This window comes from Methylomonas sp. MED-D, assembly GCF_050276835.1.
GTDB lineage: Bacteria > Pseudomonadota > Gammaproteobacteria > Methylococcales > Methylomonadaceae > Methylomonas > Methylomonas koyamae_A.
This window is the reverse complement of the sequence record NZ_CP189965.1, coordinates 2,092,920-2,111,571: the sequence shown is the minus strand read 5'-3', so window position 1 is coordinate 2,111,571 and position 18,652 is coordinate 2,092,920. Positions and strand designations below refer to the sequence as shown.

The 18,652-nt window shown below is 55.3% G+C and carries 20 protein-coding genes; 9 read left to right on the top strand and 11 right to left on the bottom strand.

Annotation, left to right across the window (positions count from 1 at the left end; all coding sequences use genetic code 11):
- The first annotated feature begins 92 nt into the window (after window positions 1-92).
- The 4 genes from ACQE3E_RS09375 to ACQE3E_RS09360 all read left to right on the top strand — a co-directional run bounded on the left by ACQE3E_RS09375 (window position 93) and on the right by ACQE3E_RS09360 (window position 4,277).
- Window positions 93-1,352, top strand: coding sequence for a hypothetical protein (locus tag ACQE3E_RS09375; RefSeq protein ID WP_313728253.1), 1,260 nt, complete (start codon window positions 93-95; stop codon window positions 1,350-1,352).
- Window positions 1,353-1,366: 14 nt separating this feature from the next.
- Entirely contained in the window at window positions 1,367-2,320 is a 954-nt protein-coding gene (locus ACQE3E_RS09370; RefSeq protein WP_313728255.1) for a glycosyltransferase family 2 protein, read from the top strand.
- A 27-nt stretch (window positions 2,321-2,347) separates the two neighbouring features.
- Window positions 2,348-3,586 carry a glycosyltransferase family 4 protein gene (locus ACQE3E_RS09365; RefSeq protein WP_313728256.1) on the top strand — a complete coding sequence of 413 codons (1,239 nt, stop codon included), beginning with the start codon at window positions 2,348-2,350 and terminating at the stop codon, window positions 3,584-3,586.
- 289 nt (window positions 3,587-3,875) lie between these two features.
- Window positions 3,876-4,277, top strand: coding sequence for a tetratricopeptide repeat protein (locus ACQE3E_RS09360; RefSeq protein ID WP_168031420.1), 402 nt, complete (start codon window positions 3,876-3,878; stop codon window positions 4,275-4,277).
- Window positions 4,278-4,352: 75 nt separating this feature from the next.
- Here ACQE3E_RS09360 and galU read toward each other — a convergent pair whose 3' ends face one another.
- A complete protein-coding gene (galU, locus tag ACQE3E_RS09355; protein ID WP_313728257.1) occupies window positions 4,353-5,234 on the bottom strand; it encodes a UTP--glucose-1-phosphate uridylyltransferase GalU in 882 nt (293 codons plus the stop codon).
- Window positions 5,235-5,369: 135 nt separating this feature from the next.
- Here galU and ACQE3E_RS09350 point away from each other — a divergent pair, with 135 nt between their 5' ends.
- A complete protein-coding gene (locus ACQE3E_RS09350; protein WP_313728258.1) occupies window positions 5,370-6,695 on the top strand; it encodes a TolC family outer membrane protein in 1,326 nt (441 codons plus the stop codon).
- A gap of 113 nt (window positions 6,696-6,808) precedes the next feature.
- On the opposite strand, the gene ACQE3E_RS09345 is transcribed toward ACQE3E_RS09350, so the two are convergent.
- Together ACQE3E_RS09345 and ACQE3E_RS09340 are read right to left on the bottom strand one after the other, a co-directional pair.
- Window positions 6,809-6,937, bottom strand: a complete 129-nt coding sequence (locus ACQE3E_RS09345) for an MFS transporter small subunit (RefSeq protein ID WP_269454756.1) — start codon at window positions 6,935-6,937, stop codon at window positions 6,809-6,811.
- A gap of 19 nt (window positions 6,938-6,956) precedes the next feature.
- Complete coding sequence (locus tag ACQE3E_RS09340; RefSeq protein ID WP_313728259.1) at window positions 6,957-8,342, bottom strand: L-lactate MFS transporter; 1,386 nt, start codon at window positions 8,340-8,342, stop codon at window positions 6,957-6,959.
- 255 nt (window positions 8,343-8,597) lie between these two features.
- Here ACQE3E_RS09340 and ACQE3E_RS09335 point away from each other — a divergent pair, with 255 nt between their 5' ends.
- Complete coding sequence (locus ACQE3E_RS09335) at window positions 8,598-9,170, top strand: hypothetical protein (protein ID WP_313728260.1); 573 nt, start codon at window positions 8,598-8,600, stop codon at window positions 9,168-9,170.
- 44 nt (window positions 9,171-9,214) lie between these two features.
- Here ACQE3E_RS09335 and ACQE3E_RS09330 read toward each other — a convergent pair whose 3' ends face one another.
- From ACQE3E_RS09330 to cysT, 8 genes are all read right to left on the bottom strand, one after another.
- Window positions 9,215-9,610 (bottom strand): CBS domain-containing protein, encoded by a 396-nt coding sequence (locus ACQE3E_RS09330; RefSeq protein WP_313728261.1) that lies wholly within the window; start codon window positions 9,608-9,610, stop codon window positions 9,215-9,217.
- A 197-nt stretch (window positions 9,611-9,807) separates the two neighbouring features.
- Window positions 9,808-10,464: a thiopurine S-methyltransferase gene (locus ACQE3E_RS09325; protein ID WP_313728262.1), complete on the bottom strand. Its 657-nt coding sequence runs from the start codon at window positions 10,462-10,464 to the stop codon at window positions 9,808-9,810.
- Between the two features lie 37 nt (window positions 10,465-10,501).
- A complete protein-coding gene (locus ACQE3E_RS09320) occupies window positions 10,502-10,924 on the bottom strand; it encodes a DUF6691 family protein (RefSeq protein WP_064031355.1) in 423 nt (140 codons plus the stop codon).
- Complete coding sequence (locus tag ACQE3E_RS09315) at window positions 10,921-11,346, bottom strand: YeeE/YedE family protein (protein WP_064031354.1); 426 nt, start codon at window positions 11,344-11,346, stop codon at window positions 10,921-10,923. Before ACQE3E_RS09315 ends, ACQE3E_RS09320 begins: the two co-directional genes overlap by 4 nt.
- A 166-nt stretch (window positions 11,347-11,512) precedes the next feature.
- Window positions 11,513-12,418, bottom strand: a complete 906-nt coding sequence (locus ACQE3E_RS09310) for a LysR substrate-binding domain-containing protein (RefSeq protein ID WP_313728263.1) — start codon at window positions 12,416-12,418, stop codon at window positions 11,513-11,515.
- A 53-nt stretch (window positions 12,419-12,471) separates the two neighbouring features.
- Window positions 12,472-13,515, bottom strand: a complete 1,044-nt coding sequence (locus ACQE3E_RS09305; RefSeq protein WP_313728265.1) for a sulfate/molybdate ABC transporter ATP-binding protein — start codon at window positions 13,513-13,515, stop codon at window positions 12,472-12,474.
- Window positions 13,516-13,573: 58 nt separating this feature from the next.
- A complete protein-coding gene (cysW, locus tag ACQE3E_RS09300; protein WP_313728267.1) occupies window positions 13,574-14,437 on the bottom strand; it encodes a sulfate ABC transporter permease subunit CysW in 864 nt (287 codons plus the stop codon).
- Between the two features lie 9 nt (window positions 14,438-14,446).
- Window positions 14,447-15,274: a sulfate ABC transporter permease subunit CysT gene (gene cysT / locus ACQE3E_RS09295; protein ID WP_168031409.1), complete on the bottom strand. Its 828-nt coding sequence runs from the start codon at window positions 15,272-15,274 to the stop codon at window positions 14,447-14,449.
- Between the two features lie 401 nt (window positions 15,275-15,675).
- Between cysT and ACQE3E_RS09290 the strand changes: the two genes are divergently transcribed.
- The 3 genes from ACQE3E_RS09290 to nhaD all read left to right on the top strand — a co-directional run bounded on the left by ACQE3E_RS09290 (window position 15,676) and on the right by nhaD (window position 18,649).
- Window positions 15,676-16,206: a hypothetical protein gene (locus ACQE3E_RS09290; RefSeq protein WP_313728268.1), complete on the top strand. Its 531-nt coding sequence runs from the start codon at window positions 15,676-15,678 to the stop codon at window positions 16,204-16,206.
- A gap of 51 nt (window positions 16,207-16,257) precedes the next feature.
- Complete coding sequence (locus ACQE3E_RS09285; RefSeq protein WP_313728269.1) at window positions 16,258-16,938, top strand: laminin B domain-containing protein; 681 nt, start codon at window positions 16,258-16,260, stop codon at window positions 16,936-16,938.
- A gap of 223 nt (window positions 16,939-17,161) precedes the next feature.
- A complete protein-coding gene (gene nhaD, locus ACQE3E_RS09280; protein WP_409521088.1) occupies window positions 17,162-18,649 on the top strand; it encodes a sodium:proton antiporter NhaD in 1,488 nt (495 codons plus the stop codon).
- The last annotated feature ends 3 nt before the right edge of the window (window positions 18,650-18,652 follow it).

Genomic DNA, 18,652 nt, shown 5'->3' with positions numbered 1-18,652 from the left:
GTCGAACTGTCGCTTGCTTATCCCAGCGGATTCTCTGCTACGATGTATATCCGCCACCCCGCCAGATCCGTTCAACTGAGTATTATCGAACAATGTTAATCGTGATTTTGTTTTTTTTATGCCTATGGTTAACCGCGTTGACCGTGCTTTGGTTCTGGAAAAAGCCATTGTTCATCGCCACTTGGCGAGAACCTTACTTCGCCGAAACGCCGGTATTGATTGAAAGCGACGACTGGGGGCCTGGCGGAGATTATCAGGCTGAAAGACTCAGAAATCTGCTGGGCTCCTTGGCCACGACGCGCGATTCTCGGGGGCGTTGTGCGGTGTTAACCGCCGACGTGGTGTTAGCCGTGCCCGACGTCGCCAAAATCCAAGACGATGCCGACAACCGATACTTCCGAAAACGCCTGGATACCGACTTTCCGGAAATTTTTGAAGCGATGCGATCGGGCATGACGCAAGGCACATTCGTTCCGCAACTACACGGCCTTGAACATCTTAATGGTGAAGCTTTCGCCAAACTGCTAGGCGATGGCGACTCGCGCCTAAACGACGCTCGAGCCCATGCCGACTGGTGGGATTGGGAATCGCTGGATTCACCGCTGCAAGGCCACTATGTCGACGGCAGCCAGTTGCCGACGACACCGATAGCCGAAAATAAAGCGCGCGACATCGTCGAAACAGCCGGCCGTTTGTTTATCGAAATGTTCGGGCAACCGACGCTGACCACGGTTGCACCGTGTTATCTTTGGGGCGACGCCATCGAAGCGTGTTGGCGCGAGCAGCGAATTACGGCGATCCAAACCGCCGGTTATCGTTGCCTCGGGCGCGATGGAAACGGCAAATATTTTGCCGACCCTACCCTGATCCGCTGCGGCGAGCGCAACCGATACGACCAAGTCTATTTGGTTCGAAACGTCATGTTCGAACCCACCGACGGCAAACATACGCCCGACAGCGCCTACGCCGAAGCCTTAGCCGCACGTCGCCAGGCCTTGCCGCTGACCATTTCCACGCACAAATACAATTTCACCCGTAGCGATACACAGTGCCGAGACTCGATCGCCGGATTGCAGCGGCTGTTAAGTCGAATTTGCACGACGCTACCCCACGTCCGGTTTCTGGCTTCGCCGGAATTGGCGGAATGGCTAAACGGCAACCGAAATGAAATCACCAATCGGTTTAACGGGGAAACTTGGCAAGGTTTGAGTCAAGCAAGTCAATATCGTAAGGTTGGTGCCTTTCTGTACCGATTGTATTACCGACACCCGAAGCTGGCGTGGATCGCCTATCTAAGCGGTTTAATCTTCCCGGCTTGGTTCGTGTGCGCAACCAGCACCCGCGACAGTTGACACCGTTTAATTCGATGAAAATTAGCGCGGTCATTCCCGCTTATAATAACGCCGCATTTCTTCGAGCCGCCATCGCCAGTGTACGCAACCAGAGCCATCAGGTCGACGAAATCATAGTGGTGGACGACGGCTCGGTTGACAATACCGAAACGGTTATCGCCGATCTAGGCAGCGATATTGTCTATCACCGTCAAGACAACCAAGGCCCCTCCGCCGCGCGCAACCAAGGCATTTCACTGGCCAACGGCGATTGGATCGCGTTTTTAGACGCGGACGATCAGTGGACACCCGATAAAATCGGCAAACAATTACAAGCGCTACAGACCCATCCAGCGCTACGCCTAATCGCCGGCGACATGGCGGAAATCGACACCGACAATCGATTACTCACTGCTTCGGTGCTGGACAAACACGGGCTTTCCGAAAAATTTTCGCAATTGGCCGGCGCTCCAGTGCCTAACGCGTTGGCGGCCTTGGTCGCGAAAAACTTTATTCCGACCGGTACCGTATTGGTCAGTAAAGCCGCGCTTTACGAAGCCGGCCTGTTTAACCCGACGATACGCTTCGGCGAAGACCTGGAGCTTTGGGCCAAAATCGCCGCAAAACATCCGATCAGTTGCCTGCCGGACACTTTAATGCTGCGCCGCCAGCATGGCAATAACGCCACTCAAGCCAGCGAACGCATGCTGGTTGATCTGACTCGGGTGATGGACTCGTTGGCACGGCAAATTGGCCCGGAGCTGCGCGCTCAAGGCGTATCCCCGGATGATTTAGTCTCTCGGGCGTTTTGGACATTGGGGTATTGGTACTTCAATAACGGCGCTCGAACTGACGCTCGCTCCGCCTTCCGGAGTAGTTTAACGCGCAAAGCAAATGCTCCGGCCTTACTTTATCTGATCGCCAGCCAGCTAACGCCGGGTGCCATAGCGGCGGTACGTGCCGTTAAGCAGCGGTTGATCGGCCATTAATTCATTTAACCCATCGCCCCTATTCCAATGTCCGCACCAGTTCCTAAACGCATCGTCTTTGTCGAAAACGGTATCGGCTACGGCGGGGCCATCATTTGCCTCCGCCATTTGGTTAGAAACCTAGACACAACTGAATTCTCGGCGATGGTAGTCACGGGTAGAGACGGGCCGTCATATCGGGAAATAGCCGACGAAACCCTATGGCGACATATTCCGGACCGCCGGTTCGACATCGTCGGTTGGCGGCAAAGAATCTCCGATATCGAAGCGATCCAAAACCAGCCGGTATTGCGAGTGTTATGCAACCAACTACTCGCGAGAGCCGACGACATAGCCAATTTTTTGCCGTTCTTTCTGGCTTTGCTTTGGCAAGCCTGGCGTTTCAAGGCCGATTTGATACACGCCAATAACGAACCGCTCTGCAACCGCGCCGCGTTACTGGTGGCCAAAGTGTTAAACGTTCCGGCGATTTGCCACGTGCGCGGCGATCAGCAAGGCTCAAGATCGATGCGTTGGGCATATTCGCTGCCGGACCATTTTGTGTCGGTATCACATTGGGTAGCCGCTAGTATGCGCGATAAACTTAAGATACCGGCCGAAAAAATCAGCGTGATATACGACGGCATTGCGCTGGATCAGCTGGATACGCATGCCGATGGTGCTGTCTTCCGCCGTCAATACGGCATTCAAAGCGACCAATTTGTCGTGGGCTTGATCGGCTTGCTGATCCCATGGAAAGGACAACACCTGTTTTTGGATGCGGCAAAACGCTTGCAAAGTCGAATCCCAAATTTGAAAATGCTCATCGTCGGCGGCACGCCGGACGACTGTAAAGGTTACGAGGCTGATCTGGTGAGCAGAGTCGCGGACGAAGGCTTGAACGCAACAGTGTCGTTTACCGGCCATATCAATAAAATGGAAACGGTTTATAACGGTTTGGACGTCATCGTCTCGGCGTCCACTAGTCCAGAACCCCTAGGCACCGTGGTTATAGAAGCTTTGGCGATGGGGCGACCATTGATCGGTCCGGCGCATGGCGGCGCCGCTGAAATGATAGAGCACGAAAAAACCGGCTTGTTGTTTAGGCCCGGCGATGCCGAGAGTTTGGCCGAGCAGATTTATCGAGTTTACTCAGACCGCCAACTGGGCATCCGTTTAGGCGAGCAAGCTCGTACATCCGCATTGCAGCGATTTTCGATACGCAGCCATGTTGCTCAGGTCGAAACGGTTTATCGTCGCTTGTTGGCACCCAGGAAGCAACGCTGAGCTCCAAGATAATCAGGTTGGCGATTTGTATTCCTCTAAACAATCAATTTCAAAAAATGCTCCAAAAACTGTCTAATGGGGTATTACAACAATGTGAGGTCAATCGATCATGCTGTTAAGAAGCTTATTGTTGATAATTGCGCTATTCGGAATCTGCCCGCAAGCGCAAAGCGCTTGGCCAACGACAGATTACGACTTCGCCAGATTACCCAGGTTTTGCTGGGTGAGACTAAAAGGAAAAGACACCGCAGAGTACCAACTCTGGGCGAAGCGCATAGGCCCGGACATAATGCACATACATCACTATTGTGAAGGCTTGTTTTCGGCAATGTTGGCACGCGTAGAGCGCGACCCCATGGAGAAGAGGCAACTTTATAAGAACTCTATCGGTGGCTTTATGTACGTGGAAGAGCACTCATCTAAAAACTTTGCTTGGCGCCCGAGGATTCATTACGAGAAAGGACAAGTTTACGAAGAGAGTGGTCAGATCAAAGAAGCGATCCAAGAGTACCAAAGTGCAATCAAGCTGAACCCGAAACTTGCCCTAGCCTATGCGGCCCTCAGTGACTTGGCGGCAAGATCGGGACGGACTGACGAGGCGGTCGAAATATTACGGAATGGGTTAGAACAAAAACCAGATTCCAAAATGCTGTTGCGGCGTATGAGCAAGTTGAAAAAAAATAATAAATAGGGTTGCGTGGTTTTTGCGCCAAATTAATTATCACTGGTCGGCACCAAGGCGGCGCCGACCATTGTTAAGTCAAGACTAGATCTTTGAGACGCGGTCGCGCAAATACTCGGAAAATTCGCGATTGATTTCCTTATGCAGCAAACCGTATTCGACATTCGCCAATAGAAAACCGAACTTAGACCCGCAGTCGTAACGGTTTCCTTCGAACTCGTAAGACAATACGTGCTCGTCCTTCATTAGCGATGCAATGGCGTCGGTCAATTGGATTTCGCCACCGGCTCCGCGACCGGTATTTTCAATTTTGTCGAAGATGGCTGGCGTCAAAATATACCGCCCGACGACCGCGATATTCGACGGCGCCACTTCAGGTTTCGGTTTCTCGACGATGGAACTCAAACGACCAACGCGCGGCGCGGTTTCGCTATGCTCGACGATGCCGTATTTATGAGTTTCCTTCGGATCGACCCGCTCGACACCGAGTACGCTGCTCTGCTCGCGCTCGAACAACTCGACCATCTGTTTCATACAACCACGCTCACCGTCTTCGATCAGATCGTCCGGCAAGATCACCGCGAACGGTTCGTTGCCGACCACCGGTTTGGCGCAATGCACAGCGTGTCCCAGACCTAAAGCCTCGGCTTGACGAACGAAAACGCAAGATACATGCGACGGCAGCAATCCGCGCAACATGTTCAGCAATTCGGTTTTACCGCTCTTTTCCAATTCTTTTTCCAATTCGTAGGATTTATCGAAATGGTTGGCGATGGATTCCTTATTGCGACCGATCACAAACACCATCGTATCGATACCGGCTGCAATCGCTTCTTCGACGCCGTATTGAATCAACGGTTTATCGACGATAGGCAGCATTTCCTTGGCAACCGCCTTAGTCGCGGGCAACGAACGAGTTCCCAATCCGGCGACCGGAAAGACGGCTTTGCTGATTTTTTGGCTCATATAGACTCTGATGAATTAAAGAATTGTTTTTGACGTTTCTATATTGTTTGCCTAACCTTATGGCAAACTTAAACATTTAGTGTTCTTTTAAGCGATAATACCCGAGTATTTTTACCCTTTCCGTGAGATATGGCAATGATAAAACCGTTGAGTACCCTGTTGATGGCTTTCGTGGCGACAAATTCGGCCTACGGGCAGGATTTGCTCGAAACCTATCGCTTGGCGCTACAAAACGACCCGGAATTCAGAAGTTCGGATATCAACAAGCTAACGACAGCGGAACTAAAGTCTCAAAGTATCGCCCAAATGCTGCCGAATGTCTCGTTCACCGCCGGCAGCAATCGCACGCGCCTGGAAATCGAAAGCTTTTTACCGAATACGCCGCTACAGCACTATCTGGACAGCAGACTGACTTTCAATTTGCGCCAACCCGTGTTCCACTGGGACCACTGGATACAACTCGACCAAGCCGATAACCGTATCGCCCAGGCGGAGGCACAATTTCAGGCCAAACAGCAAGCTCTGATGCGCCGCACGGCGGAAGCCTATTTCAACATACTAGCCGCCCAAGACAATCTCGAATATAGCACTGCCGAGAAAAAAGCCATTGAAAAACAACTGGAGCAAGCCAAACAGCGTTTCGAGGTTGGCATCATCGCCATCACCGACGTTTATGAAGCTCAAGCCGGTTACGACAGGGCGTCGGCCAGCGAGATCGAGGCGCAAAATCAGCTGGACAACACCAAGGAAGCATTACGCGAAATCATCGGCGAAAACGCCGCCGATTTGGCAACGCTCGCCCCGCAATTACCGCTCAGCCCCCCGACACCGGAAGACATGGCTAGTTGGGCCAATGCCGCCGAGAACAGCAACTTTTCTATCGTCGCCCAGATAAACCAAGCCGAATACATTCGGAAAAACGTCGATCTGCAGCAATCCAAACATTTACCGACAATAGACATTGTCGCTCAGTACTCCGAACAGGATAGCAGCGGCAGTCTATACGGCACCTTGGGTAACACCGAAAGCTTCGGCCTGCAACTCAACCTCCCCCTATTCGAAGGCGGCGGCACGGTTTCTCGCACCCGCCAAGCCGCGCACGAATACGAATCCGCGAAAGAGGACCTGGTCAAAGTCAAACGCAGCGTCAACCGCAACGTCAAGGATGCTTTTCGCGGCGTGGTCTCCAGCATCAGCCGGGTCAAAGCACTGGAAGCCACCAGTAAATCCGCGGAAGTCGCCGTGGAAGCCGCCGAAGCCGGTTTCGAAGTCGGCACCCGGACAATGGTCGACGTACTGACCGAGCAACGCAATCTTTACAAGGCCAAAAGCGACTTCGCCCGTAGCCGTTACGATTATTTGATCAACGGCATTCGCCTAAAGGAAGCCGCCGGCAGCTTAGCCGAACAGGACCTCGAGCAGATCAATCAATACCTAGGCGGCCAAATCGGCAAAAATTAGCCGATCACGGAGTCGATCGCCCGACATGAAAACGCAATCGTTTGAGCCAACCAACCTCACGCACAGGCGAACCCCCATTGATCGCCGCTAATCCAGGCAATAGCTTGCGGGCTCTAAGCGAACAAAGCCAGCGCTTTTTGTAAGGTTGACCACACTCCCCAACTCAATGGAATCAACACATACAGCCAAAATACGATTGCGATCAATAGGCGGGATATACCGCGTTGTTTGTTCTCTATCATGACGCCTGCTCCAGGTTGCTCAATGATCGTCGGCCGGATACACCCCATCCAGCTCGTCGAATTCGTCGTGTTTCATATGATGTTTTTCATGGACCGGGCGTATAGCCAGATTGGCGATAAAACCCAACACCAAGATTCCCGCCATGATGTACATCGTCACGTTATAAGCATCGCCTTTGGCCACTCCTTGGCCGATTTGATACTCGCGCAGATAATTTACCAACACCGGCCCTAATACACCGGCGGTGGACCAAGCGGTCAACAACCGGCCATGTATGCCGCCGACGTACATTGTGCCGAAAATATCTGCCAGATACGCGGGGATGGTCGCGAACCCGCCGCCATACATGCTCATGATCAGGGCATAGAGCACCACGAACAGCGGCAGATTGCCGGCGCCGCCCGACGTCGGTACCGTCGCGTACAGCAAGGCGCCGATCGCAAAGAACACGAAATAGGTCTGCTTGCGCCCGAGGTAATCGGATGCCGACGACCAAAAAAACCGTCCGACCATGTTAAACAAGCTGAGCAAACCAACGAAGCCGGCCGCTGCCGCCGCATCCACCCGGCCCTTGAACATCTCTTGTATCATCACCGAAGCTTGCCCAAGCACGCCGATGCCGGCGGTCACGTTCAGACACAGCACCAGCCACAACAAATAGAACTGCGGTGTTTTCAGCGCTTGGTCGATATGTACGTGTTTGTCGGTAATCATTTTGTGGCGTACCGTCGGGGGTGTCCAACCCGGCGGCCGCCAATCCGGCGGCGGAATTCGGATCGCCAACGCGCCGATAGTCATCGACAGAAAATACACACTCCCCATGGTCATGAACGTCTCGGCCACGCCCACCGAAGTCGCCGACTTGAAATGCGTCATCAACCAAACCGCCAACGGCGCGCCTATCATGGCCCCGCCACCGAAACCCATGATTGCCATGCCGGTCGCCATGCCGCGTCGATCCGGAAACCATTTGATCAGGGTCGACACCGGTGAAACGTAACCCAAGCCCAAACCGATCCCCCCCAGCACACCGTAGCCAAGATACAGCAAGCCAATTTCGTGCAATTGGACACCCAAGGCCGCAACCCAGAAACCGCCACCGAAACAGCACGCGGCGACGAACATGGTTAAACGCGGCCCGACTTTCTCCAACCATTTGCCACCCACCGCCGCAGACAACCCTAAGAACACAATTGCCAAGCTGAAAATCCAACCTAGCGTCGTCAGCTTCCAGTCCTCCGGTGTCGCGGCGCCGATACCGACCGCACGGCTCAAAGGCTCGTTAAACACGCTGAACGCGTAGGCCTGGCCAATACACAAATGTACCGAAAGCGCGGCGGGCGGCACCAGCCAACGGTTGAATCCCGGTTGGGCAACGATGGTTTGTTTCGCAAAAAAACTCATGAACACTCCGATAAATCCGACGGCCTACCTCATTGGCCGCAACACCTGAGTTGCCCGCCAAAAAGCTCGAGGCGATGATACAAAAGGTAATTCGCTCGCGCCGCCATCGTCAAAGGGTTTATTCTATCAGCGTTAAATGGTCGGTTGGCGCAATCGGCCGGTCTTTGCTAACTAACCCATGACCCGTTGAATAATCAACTGGAATTGTTCAACCGATCAACGAATATTTTGAGTTTCCGCCACGCGCGGAAATGCGTGGATCATAAATTTTTTCAGGTCGGGCTAGAAAACGCCGGGCCACCGGACGAGTTCATTGCGATGATAGGCTTTATTTTTTGCTGCGTTGGCCTGGCCTTCTTGGTGCAGAACGGCAATCCTTACTTGGCTTTATTGGAAACTCCGGTCGCGCTGGCGATCGGTCTGACCTTGATGGGTGTCGCGCTACTGGCCGGCTACTTGAAAAAATTGCCGACCATTGTGTGGCACGACGGCTTCGCGAGTGCCGGCTTATTGGTTTGGTACGCCTATTGGAAGCCGCAATTCAATGACGACGCGCCGATGTTTTTCTTCTTTCCAGTGTATTTCGCGACCCTGACCACCCTCGTAACGCTATCGTTGATTAACCGTGCCGAACGCTTTGATTTGGACTCGATCGAACATTTGCGTTACCTGGAAAAAATCACCCGCTTCAATTTCGGATCGGTGATCGGCTTTGTCATCGTCGGTTTGTTGGTTACCCGCCATTACGCGCTGTACCCGATGTCCATGACGTTTTACATCGTCCGTCACACGATGGTCGTCTGCCTGGAAAGCGTGGAAAAGGCTTAGCCCCCGACGACCGAAGTGTTCGGCGGCCGGAAGCCTGAATCGGGTTAACGAATCGTCAGCAAGGCTCTAAGGACATCCACCCGGCTAATCATGCCGACCAACGAGTCGTTCTCGAACACCGGAAAACTGCGCATCGGCGAATCCTGAAATTTGGTGGCGATGTCCACCAAGCTGTCGCTGGCCTTAACCGTGACCGGGCTTAGATTCATGAATTCCTCGACGCGGCCTTCCATGCTCTGGTTATAGGCCGAGCCTACCGCGACGCGCATCCCGTCGCGCTCTGAAAATATCCCCAGCAATTTGCCATGGTCATCGACGACCGGCATGCTGGTAATCTTATGGTCCAGCAATTTTTTGATGGCTATGGAGGTCTCGGTGTGTGCGGAAACGGTGATAACGTTAGCCGACATGTAATCGGCAGCGGCAATTTTGGCTAACATGGCGCACCTCGCTGTAAGAATTATTATGAGCCGCGGGCCTGAAGCCAGCGACAGTCTTAGTATAGTGCGCCCTGCTCCAGAGCGGTAAAATCAGTTATTCCGGAAACTAAACCCGGCCGGGTCCGCTGGCAATCCCCGAACCGATCTCGCAGCAAGCCAGCCCAAAGACTCCGGCTGAACTGGCTCCTTATTCCGGCTCAACGCACGGTCAGCGCATAAATCGATTCCTGGATTCGGCTTACGCCTCGCTCGCGAAATCGAGGTTCATCGTCCAATATGTCCGCCACCGCCTTTTCAGTCACATCGCACCAACTCCCGTATAGCGTAGCGACTTCCCCAGCCGGCACCGCGAAAGGCGGCCCGGCCATTTCAGCCTGATCGTAGTCGAAGGTCACCAGCAGCGTCCGGCAGCCCGCCGGCAGGAGTTCGCGCATTTTTGCGGCATACGCTGATCGCATCGCTGGCGGCAGGGCGACCAAGGCGGCTCTGTCGTAAACGCCGGCTACATTGGCGAGTTCGGCGGCGGTCAGCGCGAAAAAATCGCCGCAATAGATGGTCAATCCGTCGGCCGCGAACACGGCTAGCTCGTCCTGCCGGCTAACTGAAACCGATAAATCGTTTTCGGCAAAAAACGCCTCCACCGCGACTCGGCTCAATTCCACCGCCACGACCCGGTAGCCTTGTCGGCGCAGCCATAACAAATCCAAACTCTTTCCGCACAATGGAACAAACACCGTACTGGCTTCGGGCACTTGCAAATCGTCCCAATAGGCCGCCAAGCCAGGGTGGTAATCGGGATTGTGAAAACCGATTTGATTTTGCGCCCAACGTTCCAACCAAAATTCCGCCTGCATGAAAGCTCCTGTATATCGACCGAACCAGCAACGACGGCTAGGATCGGTTTAAGCGTTTGAACAACCAAAATCCGGCGAACATCGCCGAGACGAAAGCATAGTTTCCGGCGTCCCCAGCGGTCAATCCGACCAGGGCCGGTCCTGGACAAAACCCGGACAATCCCCAACCGATACCGAAAATGGCTGAGCCGATCAATAATTTGCGATCTATTTGATTCGACTCCCGAGTCCCGACCGATAGTTCCAACTCGTGATCGGCAACGCTGTTATCGCGATGCATCCAGTAGCGCGCGCCCCCCAAGGTCGCCAAAGCGCCGATCATGACCAACGCCAAGCTCGGATCCCAAGCGCCCGCGACGTCCAGAAACGCCAACACTTTGGCCGGATTGGTCATTTGCGCGACGATCAAGCCAAAACCGAACAACAAACCGTATCCAAATAAGTACACCCTATCTTTCATAACGATTGTCCTGCCGCGAGGATATGTCTAACCACGTAAACGGTCGCGCCCGCGCAAAGCATGAAAGTGGCGGTCGCCGCCAGCGAACGCGGTGCCAAGCGGGCGATACCGCATACCCCGTGGCCGCTGGTGCAGCCGCTGCCCAGACGGGTACCGTAACCGACCAACAAGCCGGCCACCGCCAGCCACGCCGGAGAATGATCGAGCGTCATCGCAATCTCGCCGCCGCCCAAGCGATACAGCGGCGCGCTGATCAACAAACCGCCCAGAAACCAAGCGCGCCAGCCGGCATCGCGTTGCCATAATCCAGCGGCAATTCCGGAAATTCCGGCGGTATGTTTGTGGGTGTATAGCAGCAACGCCGCCGACAGCCCGATCAGCGCGCCGCCGGCTAGTGAAGATAAAATCGTCGAAAGGTTCATGTATTAAATCCGGAAAAAACCCGTGTATTAAATCAGAAACACGTGGGCCCCGCGACTTCGCGCAACCCCTCCTTTGTTCGCCGAGGTTGGCGACAAGGTATCGTTGCCCGTCAAACCGCGTCGTGCGCCAGGTAGTTAACCGAAATTGCACTCAACTTTAACCCAATCAGCCCGGAAATCGCCCGGCTGGCCGGCCCTCCAGCAATTCGCTGATGAAGTAGCGTAGATAGGCCGGCAGATAGAGCTGCTTCAGATAAGCGAGTTTAGTGACCGAACGCGGAATCAAGTGAGCCAGATTCAGCGCCACCAGATCGCTGTCTTCCTCGGGCTGATAGGAAATATCGGCGATGATGCCGACACCCAAACCGAGCCGAACATAGGTTTTAATCACATCGGAGTCGGCGGCCGCCAACGTAATGTCCAGCGGCTTGCCGGTGGTTTTGAAAGCCTTTTCGATATTGGAACGGCCGGTAAAACCGTGGGTATAGGTCAATATCGGAAACGCCGCCAGACGTCCCAAGGTGATATCCCCCTGCGCCAGCGGATGATGCCGCGGCACCACCGCAATATGCTGCCAGTCGTAACAAGGCTGCACCACCAGTTTTTCGTCTTCCACCAGTTTTTCGGTGCAAATGACGATGTCGGCCTTGTGCTGGAACAACTGCTCAATCAGTTGCTCGGGCGCCGATTGCACCATGTAAATCGTGATGCCGGGATATTTGCCGCGAAAACGTTGCACCGGCCCCGGCAGCAGATATTTGGCCTGGGTGTGGGTGGTGGCGATATGTAACGCGCCGTTGCGATTATCGCGAAAGTCGTCGGCCATCACCTGAATGTTTTTCTTGGCCTGGGTGATGCGTTCCACCTGCTCCATGATACGTTCGCCGAACGGTGTCAGCCGCAGCAGCTTTTTGCCCTGGCGTTCGTAGATCGGCGAGCCCAATTCCTCTTCCAGCAATTGCAATTGCCGGCTGGCGGCCGACTGCACCACGTGCAGCTTTTCGGCGGCCTTGGATTGGTTGAAATTGGTTTCCCGCAACGCCCGCAGCAATTCCAGTTGATTCAAATTCATAGAGTTCCCTACCTTGCCGAATCGCCACGAAGCGGCTGAGTTCGGCTACCGTGTTAATTGAACCAATGTGCCTGCCGTATTTGCAGATCGACCCGATCGCCCTTGTTCAACTGAAGTTGCGTGAACAGCTCGTTAGGCATCTCGGCAAACAACCTGGCCCCGGAACCGTTGTCTTGCGGATTCAGCAATTCCACTCGTATCGTCGAGCCCAGGTGCTGCCAATCCTTCAACGTGATTTGCGACGGCGACGCGGCCCCGGCCTTGGCGACGTCGATATGCTGCGGGCGAATATGGGCGATCAAGCCGTCCGGCTCGTCCAAACTGATCCCCGCCCGCGCCAACCAGTGTTGATCTTGCTCCGTCAAATGGATTACGTTGGTCTGGCCGATGAAGCGCGACACGAAGGCATTGGCCGGGTGGTCGTAAATCTCGGCCGGCGCGCCGCTTTGCTCGATCCGGCCCTGGTTCAACACCACCACCCGACTGGCGACTTCCATCGCTTCTTCCTGATCGTGAGTCACGAAAATACTGGTGACGTGCAGTTCCTGGTGCAGATTGCGCAGCCATTGCCGCAAATCCTTACGGACGCTGGCATCCAGCGCACCGAAGGGTTCGTCCAGCAACAACACGTTGGGTTCGACCGCCAAGGCCCTGGCTAACGCGATCCGTTGGCGCTGACCGCCGGATAATTGATCCGGAAAGCGCTCGCCCAGCCAATCCAGTTGTACCAGCTCCAGCAGCGCGTGGACCTTCTTGGCGATGTCGGTTTCGCTGGAACGTTGCTTGCGCGGCTTGACCCGCAAACCGAACGCCACGTTGTCGAACACCGTCATGTGCCGGAACAAGGCATAGTGTTGAAACACGAAGCCGATGCCGCGCCGGCTAACATGTTGGTCGGTTTTGTCCTCGCCGCTCAACAAGACTCGACCGCTGTCGGGCGACTCCAGGCCGGCAATAATCCGCAGCAAAGTGGTCTTGCCGCAGCCGGAAGGCCCTAACAGCGCAACCAACTCGCCTTCCGGAATCTCCAGGTCGATGTTGTGCAGCGCGTGAAATGCGCCGAAGGTTTTACTAATGTCGGCTAATAGAATGCTCATGTTGGAACTCCAATCAATAAGGTGCTCGGGAACTGGCTTAAGCTTGGCCGAGAGTGCTTTAGGCTCGGGCTTGCTTCCATTCCAGGAAACTCTTCAATACCAGCGTGATAATCGCCAGGCCGGCCAGGATTGACGCGCTGGCAAAGGCGCCGACCGCGTCGTAATCGTTGTAGCTGACCTCGACGTGCAACGGCAGCGTGTTGGTCACGCCGCGAATATGGCCGGACACCACCGATACCGCGCCGAATTCGCCCATCGCCCTGGCGTTGCACAGCAATACGCCGTATAACAAGGCCCATTTGATATTGGGCAGGGTCACTTTGAAGAACGTTTGCCAGCCGGTCGCGCCCAACGACAACGCGGCCTCCTCTTCCTCGCTGCCCATTTCCTGCATCAGCGGAATCAATTCGCGAGCCACAAACGGAAAGGTAATAAATATCGTCGCCAGCACGATGCCGGGTACCGCGAAAATGATTTTGATCTGTTGTGCCGACAACCAATCGCCTAACCAACCTTGCGCGCCGAATAGCAATACGAAGATCAGACCGGAAATCACCGGCGATACCGAAAACGGCAGATCGATCAGCGTGGTCAGCAAGCTTTTGCCGGGAAACTCGAAACGGGTGATGGTCCAGGCCGCCGCGACGCCGAATATTGTGTTCAGCGGCACCGTGATTGCCGCGACCAGCAAGGTCAATTTCAACGCCGCGACCGCATCCGGTTGACCCAAGGCTTGCCAATACGCGTCCCAGCCTTTCGCGAACGCCTGCAGCAGTACCAGAATCAACGGGGCGCACAGAAACAACGCGATGAATCCGACCGCAACCGCGACCAAGCTCCAACGCAGCCAGCTTGGATCTTGTAAGGCTTTCCGCTGGGCTTGACCGGCACCGTCGCCGACGACATGTACAGTGGCATGCATGGTTAACTCCTAAATCTGCCCGGAGCGCCGCCGCACCCAGAGCTGCAATAAATTCACTAAAAGCAATAATAAGAACGACACCACCAGCATCGTCAGCGCGATCGCGGTCGCCGCGCCGTATTGAAATTGTTCGAGTTTGGTGACGATCAGCAGCGGCACGATTTCCGAGACGTAAGGCAGATTGCCGGCAATGAAAATCACTGAGCCGTACTCGCCGATGCCGCGCGCGAACGCTAGCGACACGCCGGTTAGCAGCGCCGGAAACATGTTCGGAAATATCACCTTGCCGAACACCTGCAGCCGCGACGCCCCCAAGCTAGCCGCCGCTTCTTCCATATTGGTATCGAATTCCTGCAACACCGGCTCGACGGTACGAACCACGAACGGAATGCCGATGAAGATCAGCGCCACCACGATACCCAGCGGCTTGTAAGCGACCTGCAGGCCCAGATTGGCGTTCAACCACTTGCCCAACCAGCCGCTGGGTTGATAAATCGTCGCCAGCACCACGCCAGCCACGGCAGTCGGCAACGCAAACGGCAGATCGATCAACGCATCCAGCAAGCGCTTACCCGGAAACGGATAACGCACCAACACCCAAGCGATCACGCCGCCAAAACCGCCGGCCACCAAGGCCGCCAACAACGCGGTGCCGAAGCTGACTTGAAACGAAGCCAACACGCGTTTATGCGTGATGATGTCCAGGTATTCCTGCCATCCCAATTGCAAACTCTTGAATACCAGCGTACTCAGCGGAATCAAAACCACCAGCGCCAAGTAAATCAGCGTGTAGGTTAGCGCCGGCCTAAAGCCCGGTATGATCTTGCTTTGCGTCATCGCGCCTCTCCGCTCCGTTATTGCGTAAAACGATATAGTCGGAGCCAATGGTAAAGAATTGCGAATAACAGATGAAATGATATAAATAGAAAACTAAATCTGTATTTTAGATAATAACTCGTCGCGAAACCTGGCTGGATTGCCGAAACTCTCGAACTCTAAGTCGAGTTCGAATCGCAAAACTGCTTGTACCCTCTGAGTGTCGTTGTCGCGGGCGATCAAGTACCCGTCAAGCGATGAGCATCAAAAGCCATTAGGTATTGCGAACTGCCATCCCCGAGGCAAACCAATCTAGTCGGTTCCGGTAAAATTCCACTTGCGCGCCGGCTGTGGTCGAATCAGAATCCCGGCTAGGCAAACCGTCCCCGGCACCCTCCGAACGGGGCTTTTCAGGAGCACCAATGGCAAACTATCCCGACTTGACGAAATTCCTGGCCGCGGCAAGCGGTGGACCAGGGGTCTTCGACGATAAAGTGATTCCGTACTTGATCAAGGTCTGGCTGGACGATTACGGGCGAGTCGGTACCGCATACGACATTGTCGAAACCGAAGTCGACGGCTTTAACTATTTGTTCGATATCGCCGCCGAGCGCCTATTGGCGGCCTTCGGCATCAGCCGGGGCCGCCACGGCGAGCCCAGGGATCGCTCGCGGATGGCTGGCCATCCACTCAGCGCCGGTCCGCTCTACCATCGCGGCCACGCGATCCCGCACACCTTGGGCGGTCCCACCGACATCAACCTGGTTCCGCAATTGGGGGCGATCAACATCGGCCCGTTTCGCGAGTTAGAGAAACGCGCGGTCGCCACACCCGGCTCGCTGTACTTTACTTACTGGATTTATCGAACGCCGCGCGACCAAAAGCCGATCGCAATCGACCAAGGTCTGCTGATTCCGGGCCGGCCGCCGGAGATACACCACTACCGCAACTAAGCCGGCGTTGTTGCCGGTTAACGTTCTTATCCACCCCACAAGGAGCATGCCATGACTCGATCCAAACTCGTATCAATAATTGCCGCCGCGTTTTACGGCGCGGCGGCTCACGCGACCGTCGTCAGCAATTTCGAAACCGATAGCGAAGGCTGGGAAGTCGTCAGCTTTACCGACTTCAGTCGAAACGACTACACCGAGAAAGGCCGTTACGCCGTCAACCACATCCTGGGAGGCGGCCATCCCGGCAATTACATTGCCGCGACCGATCCCGACAACGGCGATTTTACGTTTTCGGCGCCGGCGGCGTTTCTGGGCAACCAGACCGCCGCTCAAGCACTTTCCTACGATTTAACCTACCGGGACGGCGCGGTCAACTGGCAAACCACCGACCTGATGCTGGTCGGCGGAGGCCAACGCCTGCTATGGCGCCGCGATCCCGCGATTGTCCCGAACAGCGGCTGGACGCGGGTTAGCGTCAATTTCGCACCGTCCTCCGAATGGCGAGTAGCGACTACCGACGGCGCATTCGCCACGATCGGCGACTTCAGCACCGTGTTGTCCAATTTGAGTGGCTTGTACATCCACGCCGAATACACCGACGGGATCGTCGAAACCGCCGGCCTCGATAACGTGCGCCTGGGCGCCGTTCCGTTGCCGGGAGCGGCGGCCTTATTCGGCTTCGGCCTGTTGGGGCTAAACATCCTCTCAGCCCGTCGCCGCGCGGCCGCTTGAGACAACAGGGCAGACGCCATTTCCGGCCGCAACTTGCAACATCAAGCGCGGCCGGTTTAGGCTCCCAATTCGGATAACCACTGTCGGAATCGACGTTCGCCGCATCGTTAGCCGAACCACCGCCTTTACGCCATTTTTACGCCCCTGCCGCTAGAATCCTCGCATCCACGCCGCGCCGCCCGCGCCGGCGCCCCACACACTTGCGAGAGGCCGCGAAAACAGCATGTCACAATGTCGGATTCAACTCCCCCCAATCCGATTGGCGCTTGGCGGAACTGGACTAGCGACGTCCCTGCCGTTGGCCTTGCTGTTTTGGCCAGTTCCTGGTCATGCCGAGTCGGTGACGGCGCCGATACCGATCAATTTGACCGGACATTGGGCCGGCTACGCCAGCTTGGTATTGATGCTCGCCGCCTACATCGCCGCGATGTTCGAAGAAACCACCCAATTGCGCAAATCCAAGCCGATGTTGCTGGCCGCGACACTCATTTGGTTTCTGATCGTGCTGGCCTACCGGCAACTCGGCCAAGCACCGGTCGCGGTTGCCGCCTTCAAGAGCAATTTGCAAAGCTACATCGAACTGCTGCTGTTCATCATGGTATCGATGACCTACCTGAATGCGATGGAGGATATGGGGCTATTCAAGGCCCTGAAAATTTGGCTGGTTGACAAGCAACTGAGCTACCGGCAGTTGTTCTGGATCACCGGCGGGCTGGTGTTCTTGGTGTCTTGCGTCGTCAACGGTCTGACCGCCGGATTGCTGATGGGCGCGGTGGTCGTCGCGGTCGGCAAGGACAACCCGCGCTTCGTCAGCCTAGCCTGTCTGAATGTGGTGATCGCAACCAATGCCGGCGGCTCTTTCAGTCCGTTGGGCGGAATTTCGACGCTATTCGTCTGGCAGCACGGCATGCTGGGTTTCACCGAATTCTTCAAACTGTTCCTGCCTTGTCTGGTCAACTTCTTAGTGCCGGCGCTGGCGATGCACTTCGCGGTACCCACCGCCAAGCCGGCCGTGGCATCCGAGTTATTGATGATGCCGCGCGGCGCCAAACGGATTCTGTTTTTGTTCAGCGTGACGATCGCATTGGCGGTGGGTTTCGATATGAGTCTGAAATTGCCGGCCGCGGCGGGCATGATGGCCGGACTGTCTCTGCTGCAATTCTTTTACTTCTACCTGCAAAAGTCGGACAACCCCGCCAAACCGATCCCATCGGATTTCTCGCTGTTCTTCGGCGGCGGCGATCTGCAACAATCCGCATTCGAAGCCCGCCGTCTGGATATATTCGACAAAGTCGGCCGCCTGGAATGGGATACCCTGTTGTTTTTTTACGGTGCGATGATGGGCATCGGCGGCTTGGGATTTATCGGCTACTTGGATGCCGTGTCGCAGGTACTGTATGGGCAATTCAGCCCGACGCTGGCCAATGTCATGATCGGACTTTGCTCGGCCTTCGTCGATAACGGCACCTTGATGTTCGCGGTACTGACGATGCATCCGGATATCCCGCAAGGCCAATGGTTGCTGCTGACCTTGACGCTGGGCGTCGGCGGCAGTTTGTTGGCGATAGGCTCGGCGCCGGGCATCGGCTTGTTGGGCCAAGCCAAAGGCCAATACACCTTCGCCAGTCACATGAAATGGTGTCCGGTGATTTTACTGGCTTACTTCGCCAGCATCGGCGTACATTTCTGGATCAACGCCGCTACCTTTTAGGGC